The sequence below is a fragment of the Dongia soli genome, from assembly GCF_034044715.1.
In the GTDB taxonomy this organism is placed as follows: domain Bacteria; phylum Pseudomonadota; class Alphaproteobacteria; order Dongiales; family Dongiaceae; genus Dongia_B; species Dongia_B soli.
The window spans coordinates 1-8331 of record NZ_JAXCLW010000018.1 but is presented as its reverse complement, the minus strand read 5'-3'; the positions used below and the strand labels follow the sequence as shown (position 1 = coordinate 8331).

Annotated in this window: 9 protein-coding genes; 8 read left to right on the top strand and 1 reads right to left on the bottom strand. The window is 59.1% G+C overall.

Going from position 1 to position 8331, the window contains the following annotated elements:
* Positions 1 to 502 precede the first annotated feature (502 nt).
* Positions 503 to 1795, bottom strand: coding sequence for a 5-aminolevulinate synthase (gene hemA, locus SMD27_RS23920; protein WP_320510978.1), 1293 nt, complete (start codon positions 1793 to 1795; stop codon positions 503 to 505).
* Positions 1796 to 2514: 719 nt separating this feature from the next.
* Between hemA and SMD27_RS23915 the strand changes: the two genes are divergently transcribed.
* The 8 genes from SMD27_RS23915 (at position 2515) to SMD27_RS23885 (ending at position 7968) form a co-directional block, all read left to right on the top strand.
* A complete protein-coding gene (locus SMD27_RS23915) occupies positions 2515 to 3267 on the top strand; it encodes a heme ABC transporter permease (RefSeq protein WP_320510977.1) in 753 nt (250 codons plus the stop codon).
* A 34-nt stretch (positions 3268 to 3301) separates the two neighbouring features.
* Positions 3302 to 3538 (top strand): heme exporter protein CcmD, encoded by a 237-nt coding sequence (gene ccmD / locus SMD27_RS24310; RefSeq protein ID WP_379990822.1) that lies wholly within the window; start codon positions 3302 to 3304, stop codon positions 3536 to 3538.
* Between the two features lie 47 nt (positions 3539 to 3585).
* Positions 3586 to 4092: a cytochrome c maturation protein CcmE gene (gene ccmE, locus SMD27_RS23910; RefSeq protein WP_320510979.1), complete on the top strand. Its 507-nt coding sequence runs from the start codon at positions 3586 to 3588 to the stop codon at positions 4090 to 4092.
* On the top strand, positions 4089 to 6071 hold the full coding sequence (locus SMD27_RS23905; RefSeq protein WP_320510976.1) for a heme lyase CcmF/NrfE family subunit: 1983 nt from the start codon (positions 4089 to 4091) through the stop codon (positions 6069 to 6071). Before ccmE ends, SMD27_RS23905 begins: the two co-directional genes overlap by 4 nt.
* Complete coding sequence (locus SMD27_RS23900; RefSeq protein ID WP_320510975.1) at positions 6068 to 6628, top strand: DsbE family thiol:disulfide interchange protein; 561 nt, start codon at positions 6068 to 6070, stop codon at positions 6626 to 6628. The genes SMD27_RS23905 and SMD27_RS23900 overlap by 4 nt, the downstream gene beginning before the upstream one ends.
* On the top strand, positions 6625 to 7143 hold the full coding sequence (locus SMD27_RS23895) for a cytochrome c-type biogenesis protein (protein ID WP_320510974.1): 519 nt from the start codon (positions 6625 to 6627) through the stop codon (positions 7141 to 7143). The genes SMD27_RS23900 and SMD27_RS23895 overlap by 4 nt, the downstream gene beginning before the upstream one ends.
* Positions 7144 to 7161: 18 nt before the next feature.
* A complete protein-coding gene (locus SMD27_RS23890; protein ID WP_320510973.1) occupies positions 7162 to 7311 on the top strand; it encodes a hypothetical protein in 150 nt (49 codons plus the stop codon).
* A 168-nt stretch (positions 7312 to 7479) separates the two neighbouring features.
* Complete coding sequence (locus SMD27_RS23885) at positions 7480 to 7968, top strand: PAS domain-containing protein (RefSeq protein WP_320510972.1); 489 nt, start codon at positions 7480 to 7482, stop codon at positions 7966 to 7968.
* Positions 7969 to 8331: the final 363 nt, after the last annotated feature.

Here is an 8331-nt window from a genome sequence, read left to right as displayed (position 1 = left end):
GCCGCGAGTACGCCACCGGTAAGTGCGAGAAAGGTAAACATCACTTTTCTATTCATACTGCCCTCGGCTCGTCAATTACATTGGAAGGACCATGGCGGTGCCAGTGGACGTCGCGCCATCGCAACTCTAGGTCGCCATATGCTGCCTCAAACAAGTGATCCGGAGGTCCGCAATTGGTGTCCGATGCTCCGAAGATCCATCGCTGCGACCGCAACATCATCTGCACTTCACCGATTAGCCGACGTGCCTCGCTCTCGCCCCCCGAATTAGCGCGGAAAGTCCAGGAACAAGCGGGGAGCCACAGCGTATATTAGGACGTATTAGAAGCCACAAGCCGACGCGACCTGACGCTCGGGGGAGTGGGAGCTTCCCAGGTGCATCGACGCCCAATTTACTCTGCAAAATTGGCCGGTCCAGCAGGGATCACGCACTCCTCGGTCCGGTAGGGCGATGCCACTCTGCGGCCTGCAAGCCCCCTCGCGGGGTAGATCATTATCGGGGATCAGTTCCGCGCCACAGCCTCATATGCACTGGATCGCGCCAAAACGTTCCTGCTCGGTGGGAGAGAGGATGTCCCGGTTGGGTCGAGAGCGAAACTTCTGTCGTGCCAACATTCGTAAAGCGCACTGACAAGCTTCTCGATCATTTCAGCGCTATGAAAGGGACTCGGCGTAAACCTGAGGCGTTCGCTGCCTCGTGGCACAGTCGGATAGTTGATTGGCTGAACATAAATTCCGTAGTCCATGAGCAGACGGTCGCTAATCGCCTTGCAGACCGAGGAATCTCCCACCCACACCGGAACTATGTGGCTTGCATTCGGCATCACGGGTAGCCCTACCCCAGCAAGAAGCCGGCGCAGGTACCTAACTCTGTCTTGATGCCTGGCTCTCAGGTCGGCCGCCCCGCGTAGGACACGTAAGCTGGCCAAGCCACCAGCGGCTATCATCGGGGGTAGCGAGGTGGTAAAAATGAATCCCGGGGCGAAACTGCGTACGAAATCGATCAGTCCGGCAGATGCGGCGATATAGCCCCCCAGCAACCCGAACGCTTTCCCCATCGTGCCCTCGATGACCGTTATTCTATCTGCGACGCCATCGCGTTCAGCGATACCGGCGCCGTGCTCGCCGTACAAGCCGACAGCATGTACCTCGTCGAGATAGGTGAGGGCGCCAAATTCCTCCGCCACATCACAAATGGCGGATAGCGGTGCGATGTCTCCGTCCATGGAGTACACCGACTCAAAAACAACGATCTTCGGTCTTTCGGCCTCAGTTGCAGCCAACAACTCGCGCAAGTGTTCGACGTCGTTGTGACGGAAGATGCGGTATTCGCACCGGCTATTTCGAATGCCCGAAATGATCGATGCGTGATTGTCCGCATCCGAATATATTACGGCATTCGTAAGGTGCTTGGCCAAGGTCGCAAGGCTCGTTTCATTGGAAATATAGCCTGAAGTGAAGAGCAGGGCGGCTTCTTTTCCATGCCATTCGGCAAGTGCGTGCTCCAATAGGACGTGGTGGTGGCTGGTGCCGGAGATGTTGCGCGTGCCACCGGCCCCGGCTCCGTTAAGCATCAGAGAGCCCCGCATTGCATCCAGTACCGCCGGGTGTTGGCCCATGCCCAGATAATCATTGGAACACCAGACGACGACTTCACGCGCCGGACCATGAGCTTCTTCTCTCCATAACGCATACGGAAACCGCCCGGCCTGGCGCTCAAGGTCGGCGAAGACGCGGTAGCGGTTCTCTTCACGCAAACGTCTGAGCTGATCTTTGAAAAATTGTTCGAAGTCCATCAGGGGAACCTTTGAATCGCAAGTTTAAAGTAAAGCACTTCCGCCACTGGTAATGCCGCCACACAACGCCAATCGTCTACACAGTGAACTCTCGAGGCGCGGTTGCAGGCGGCATCCGACCCTTTTTTGCGAAATTTTTCTCATTTTGGCTCTTCCCTCCATTAAGAGGCACTGACGCCAACCGACCCTTTCAGCGTCCATTAACGGCAGGCGCGCGGATCTCCACTCTGAAAAAAGAGTATAGGCAAGTTGGGGAACGCGAATCCTGATTGCGTGTCCGAGCGTCCGTCACTCATGTTCGCCACTGTCCATACGTCCATGGGTTTCGGCGGCGAGGGCTCTGGCCCTTTGTACACACGACAGCGTAGAACTCGGGGATGGCTCCGCGGCATCCGAAACAGGGCAGCCCCCAGCTCTCCAACGCTGTCTGCATCCAGCTGAGCGGGAAACACTTCAGCGGGACGATTGAGCACGTATTCGGGACCCTTGGATGATCGAGCTAAACTACTGTCACCGAAGAGCATGAGGCTTGGAGCAGTTTACCGGTTGCTGGCGACTTATCGCGACGTCGCTCCCCAAGGACCTCAGACGGCTGGGCCTCTGGGCCGTACCATCCCCGCGGACCTGCAGTTCTCCGTCTGAGGCTCTTCCGGGATTAACTCCGGGAATAACGCTGCGCCCATATGGTCATTGGGCGCGATGGAAGATTGAGGAGAGTCATGCATCGCTTTGCAAATCCCGGACGCTTCCTGCGGATGGCCGATCGGCTCCAACCTTGGCTGATCACGACGACTATCCTCGCCTTCCTTGCGGGGCTCTATCTCGCACTGTGGCAGTCGCCGGCTGACTACCAGCAGGGTGAGACGGTGCGGATCATGTATATCCATGTGCCGGCTGCCTGGCTGGCGATGTTCGCCTACTGCCTGATCGCCGTGGCCAGCGCCTCTGCCCTGATCTGGCGCCATCCACTAGCCCATGTCGCCGCTGAGGCGGCCTCCCCTGTCGGGGCCGGCTTTACCCTGATCGCCCTTGTCTCCGGCTCACTCTGGGGCCGCCCAATGTGGGGTGTCTATTGGGTCTGGGATGCGCGTCTCACCTCCTTCCTACTCCTGTTCTTCCTCTATCTCGGCCATATGGCATTGATACAGGCTTTCGATGATCGTCAGCGAGGCCAGCGTACCGCCGCCATCCTCGCCTTGGTCGGCGCGATCAATCTACCTGTCATCAAGTTTTCGGTCGACTGGTGGAACACCCTTCACCAGCCGGCCAGCATCCTCCGTTCCGGCGGGCCCAGCATCGATTCCTCCATGCTGAGTCCTCTCTTCTCGATGGCAATCGCGTTCCAACTGTTCTTCTTCGTCGTCTTGCTCGCACGGATGAAGGCGGTTCTCCTGGAAGCGCGATCGCAGTCCCTGCTGTTTAACCGCCTGCGGATGCAAGCAGCTTCGACTGGCGGGAAACGGGCCAATTGATGAGGTGGCGATTGTGACTGTCCGTGATTATCTGATGATGGGCGGCTATGCCGACGCCGTCTGGCCGGCCTACGGCGTCGCTGTCTTGATGGTGGCCGTCTTCGCGGTCGATAGCTGGCGCCGACTGCGTCGCGCGGCGGCACACCTGCACCGACTTGAAGCGGAAGGCGCCGGGCAAACGCCCCCACACCGTCGCCGGACCGCCGTGGCGCGATCGCGTGATCACTTGAGGTCCGGTCAGGCGGCCTCCGATCAAAGAACTGGTTCATGACTGATATCAAGCTGGGCGAGCTGCGGGCCAACACCCCGCGCCGCACTATGTCCCGCAAAACTCGACGGCTTTATCTCGTTTTGGTCAGCCTTGTGCTGCTGGGTGGTGCAGTCGCTCTGGTCCTCGCCGCGTTGCGCCAGGATATCGTCTTCTTTCTGAGCCCGACCGAAGTCGCGGCCAAGCCGCCTGCACCGGGCCGGGCGATCCGCATCGGCGGTCTCGTTGAGCGGGGCAGCCTGCGGAAGCTCGGCAGCGATGGTGCCGTCCTCTTTGAGGTCACGGACCTCAGCAAATCGGTCAAGGTCCGCTACCGCGGCATCCTCCCGGATCTCTTCCGTGAAGGGCAGGGCGTCGTCATCGAGGGCGCGGTCAACGAGCAAGGCGAATTCATCGCTAAGGAAGTGTTGGCCAAACACGACGAGAAATACCTGCCGCCGGAAGTTGCCAAGGCCCTGAAGGCCTCTGGCCGTTGGCAGGAATCCGGTGATCAGACCGGAAGCGATTCTCCAGGCGGCAATTCAACAGGAAATAATGAGGGAAGTGGACCACGATGATCACCGAACTCGGCCATTACGCCCTGGTCTTGGCATTGGTTTTGGCGCTCGCCCAATCCGTGATCCCGCTGGTCGGCGCGCAGCGCAACCTGCGCCCCTGGATGGCCTTGGCGCAGCCAGCGGCAGTGGGCCAGTTCTTCCTACTTGGTCTGTCCTTTCTCGCTTTGGTCCATGCTTATGTCGTGTCCGACTTCTCCGTGGCCGCGGTTTATGAGAATTCGCACTCCGCTCAGCCGCTGATCTACAAGGTGGCGGCCGCCTGGGGCAATCACGAAGGCTCACTCCTGCTCTGGGTGCTGATTCTAGGATTCTTCGGTGCGTTGGTCGCCGCCTTCGGCAACAACTTGCCACTGCGTCTAAAGTCGCGCGTGCTTGCCGTGCAAGCGATGATCTCGACCGGCTTCCTGGTGTTCATGCTGTTGACTTCCAACCCCTTCGCCCGCCTCGGTCAAGCACCGCTCGAGGGCCGCCAGCTCAATCCAATGCTACAGGACCCCGGGCTCGCCTTCCATCCACCGATGCTCTATCTCGGCTATGTCGGCCTCTCGATGTCTTTCTCATTCGCCATCGCAGCCTTGCTCGAAGGCTCGGTTGATGCCGCGTGGGCGCGTTGGGTACGGCCGTGGACACTGCTCTCCTGGACCACTCTCACCTGCGGCATCGTCCTCGGCAGTCGCTGGGCTTACTACGAGCTGGGATGGGGCGGCTGGTGGTACTGGGACCCGGTGGAGAATGCTTCCTTCATGCCCTGGCTGATAGCGACAGCACTTCTGCACTCGGCCATCGTGGTCGAAAAGCGGGATTCTCTCAAAGCCTGGACTATCCTGCTCGCGATCTTAGGCTTCGCCTTCAGCATGCTCGGGACTTTTCTCGTGCGCTCGGGCGTCATCACTTCGGTCCATGCTTTCGCCCAGGATCCGGCGCGCGGCATCTTCATCCTGGCGCTGCTGGCGATCGCCATCGGCGGCTCACTGTCGCTCTTCGCCTGGCGGGCACCAATCCTGAAGCCGGGTGGCTTCTTCGCGCCGATCAGTCGCGAAGGCTCGCTCGTCCTCAATAACCTGCTCTTGGCGGTGCTGGCGGCGACTGTCCTGTTCGGTACCCTGGCCCCACTGATCCTGAATGTGATGAATCTCGGCACAATCTCGGTAGGCCCACCCTATTTCCAAACCGTCTTCGTGCCGATCGCCATGCCACTTGTCCTAATCGCCGCCATCGGTCCGTTCCTCGGCTGGAAGCGCGGAGACCTGCCCGGCGCCTTGCAACGACTGGCTGCCGCCGGTATCGCAGCTGCGATAGCCATTGGCTTCGCCTGGTATATGGCCGATGGCGCCTCCTTCATGGCTCTCGCCGGCATGGCATTAGCGGCCTGGCTGTTCATCGGTACGCTGATCGAATGGGCTGGGCGGGTAAAGCTCGGCGGATCGCTCGGGGCCAGCTGGTCTCGCGCCATCCGCTTGCCACGCTCCGCTTATGGGATGACCTTGGCTCATGCCGGTCTCGCCGTCGCCATCGTCGGCATGACCGGCTCAATTGCCTGGAAGCAGGAAAAGGTCGCGGTGCTGCATGTCGGCCAATCAATCGAGGTCGGTGATACGAGTTACCGACTTGATGACATACGCAAGGTGACCGTGGACAATTACCTCGCTGACCGTGCTACCATCGTGGCCTCCCAGAACGGGCAGCTCCTCGCTCTGCTGACGCCGGAGCGGCGACAATACTTGGTGCCCTCGCCGCCGACCACCGAATCCGCCATCCACAGCAACTTTGCCCGGGACGTCTACGTCGTGGTCGGCGAACCGGACGGCCAAGGTGGCTGGACAGTCCGCATCTACGTAGAGCCGCTGGTCCTGTGGATTTGGCTTGGTGGCGGCTTGATGGCATTGGGCGGGGTCGTTTCGCTGACCGATCGACGTTACCGCGTCGGTGCACCCAGCAAAATGCTTGCACGGAAAAGCGAGGTAGCGGCAAGGGCATGAGCATGCGCCGTCTGCTGTTCACTCTGCCGCTGTTCGCACTGGCTGCCTTGGCCGTCGTTTTCGCGCTCGGGCTGAGTCCCAACCGTGACCCTCATGCGATCGACTCGCCGTTGGTCGGAAAGCCGGTCGCCGGATTCGTCGCGCCAGCGCTGGTGAATGGCGAGTCTGGGGTTGCCGCTGGCGATTTGCGAACCGATGCGTATAGGGGCCAAGTGGTGGCGATCAATTTCTTCGCCTCCTGGTGCTTGCCCTGTCGCGCCGAGCATCCGCTCCTGAAGAAGCTCGCAATCAAAGCCGGCCTCCCCGTTCTGGGTCTCGCCTGGAAAGACAAGAAGAAGGCGTCGCAGGATTTCCTCGACGAACTGGGCAATCCCTATTTTCAGGTCGGCTCAGATGAGAATGGGCGGATCGGCATCACCAGCTTCGGTATCACTGGTGTTCCGGAGACGTTCATCCTTGACAAGGAAGGGATCATTCGAGCGCGCATTCCCGGGCCGCTCAGCGACGATCTCATCGAGACGCAGCTCCTGCCGCTGATCAAGGATCTGCAGAAATGATCTGCATCTCGCGCTACGGTCTCGCGGCCGGACTGGTTGCTGGGATAGCGGTGCTGGCCTTCAGTTCGGCGAGCTTTGCCGTGCGGCCCGATGAGATGTTGCGCGACCCAGTGCTGGAAGCGCGCGCCGAGGCGATTTCGCGCGACATACGTTGCGTCGTCTGCCAGGGCGAAAGCATTGAGGACTCCAATGCCGACATCGCCCATGAACTCCGCGTCATCGTACGCGAGCAATTGAACGGCGGCGCCACTGACGACCAAGTGCAGGAATATTTGGTCGCACGCTACGGCGATTTCGTGCTGCTGAAACCGCCTTTTAAGGCCAAGACGGCGTTCATCTGGATCGGCCCCTTTTTCCTGTTGCTGGCAGGCGGCATCGGCGTCCGTTCGTATTACCGCCGCGTCGCGCGGGCGCAGACTGCGCCGTTGAATGCCGCGGAACAGGCGCGACTGGAGGGAATCCTGAAGACCGATGATGATCGCCCTAACCCCGATCGCAACCAAACTACGCTGTAGGGCGGCAAGGAGGTCCATATGATCCGCTTCTGGCCCCTCGTTGTGATGATGCTCGCTGTCATCGCCGCCCCCCGTCCGAACGCTTTTGGGAACATGCAGCTTGGGAGACAAAGTGACTCTGCCCGTCGCGATTATCGCGATCAGCTGGCGGCCATCGAGGCGGAATGATTGCGGGCTGGCTGCTCCAGAGGCTGGCCGAGATGTTGGAGTTTGAGGTTGGGCACCGTATTAAGCGGATTGCCTGATCGCCTTTCGAAAGCACGTGTCGCTGCCTGGCACGCAGATTAAGTCTTGGGCAACTAAATGTTGGAAATACCATTCATAAGAAGGCTGGGCATGCTTAAGCGAGCGAGCATGGTCGGGGAGCCTGGAGGCTCAAGTCCTGTGCATCAACTTTACGATTACTGGCTGAGCAAATCTCGGGATAGGCGCATTCCTTCGCGAGCTGATATTTATCCCGAGGAAATCCCTCAGTTACTACCCTACGTCATGCTGCATGACGTCGTTCGTCAAAATGGTTTCTATCGGTTCAAAGCGCGTCTAATTGGCACCCATATCGTCGATGTATGTGGCAGCAATCCCACGGGGCGATACATAGACGAGTACATGCCCCGCGAAGACTACAAGAAAATATACGAGACCCTTACCGGCGTCATAACAACGAAGGCCCCGGCTCATGGTGTCGTTCCGGTGCACGGAGAAGACGGATATTTCTTGGATTTCGAGGTGATCACGATGCCGCTTTCTTATGACGGGGAGCAGGTCGATATGTTTTTTTGCGGGAGGCGTGCAATATTTCGAAAAGGTAACTCGACTGAGAAATGAGATAACCGGCTCTAGGGTTAGTCAATTTACCTCTCTGCTCAGATAATGATCCATTACTGCGGCTTGTAGATCGAACCCCCAGTTTCCTTCCCTGATGGGAGAAAGAAAATGGTCGCCAATGAGGCCATTATCGTAATCGAACGAGCAACAGTGTCGCTTGCGAAACAACCCGTCTTAAAAGCTGCGATCGGCACAGTCATTCCGCCACCCTTGGCACGCCGTTGATCAACGGTGGCCAGCCGAGTCCGCCCAATATCCGAAACGAACGAACTCTAACGCATCCTGCAACACATGCCTGAGAGGGACAGGTACCATGGCCAAAAATCCAGACACGAACAAGGCTCCGGGATTGACCAACGCGAC

Bases quoted from the DNA above. Each gene is read 5' to 3' on its own strand.
- SMD27_RS23915 (WP_320510977.1), top strand. From the start codon at position 2,515: ATGCATCGCTTTGCAAATCCCGGACGCTTCCTGCGGATGGCCGATCGG.
- SMD27_RS23890 (WP_320510973.1), top strand. From the start codon at position 7,162: ATGATCCGCTTCTGGCCCCTCGTTGTGATGATGCTCGCTGTCATCGCC.
- SMD27_RS23885 (WP_320510972.1), top strand. From the start codon at position 7,480: ATGCTTAAGCGAGCGAGCATGGTCGGGGAGCCTGGAGGCTCAAGTCCT.
- ccmD (WP_379990822.1), top strand. From the start codon at position 3,302: ATGATGGGCGGCTATGCCGACGCCGTCTGGCCGGCCTACGGCGTCGCT.
- ccmE (WP_320510979.1), top strand. From the start codon at position 3,586: ATGTCCCGCAAAACTCGACGGCTTTATCTCGTTTTGGTCAGCCTTGTG.
- SMD27_RS23900 (WP_320510975.1), top strand. From the start codon at position 6,068: ATGAGCATGCGCCGTCTGCTGTTCACTCTGCCGCTGTTCGCACTGGCT.
- hemA (WP_320510978.1), bottom strand. From the start codon at position 1,795: ATGGACTTCGAACAATTTTTCAAAGATCAGCTCAGACGTTTGCGTGAA.
- SMD27_RS23905 (WP_320510976.1), top strand. From the start codon at position 4,089: ATGATCACCGAACTCGGCCATTACGCCCTGGTCTTGGCATTGGTTTTG.
- SMD27_RS23895 (WP_320510974.1), top strand. From the start codon at position 6,625: ATGATCTGCATCTCGCGCTACGGTCTCGCGGCCGGACTGGTTGCTGGG.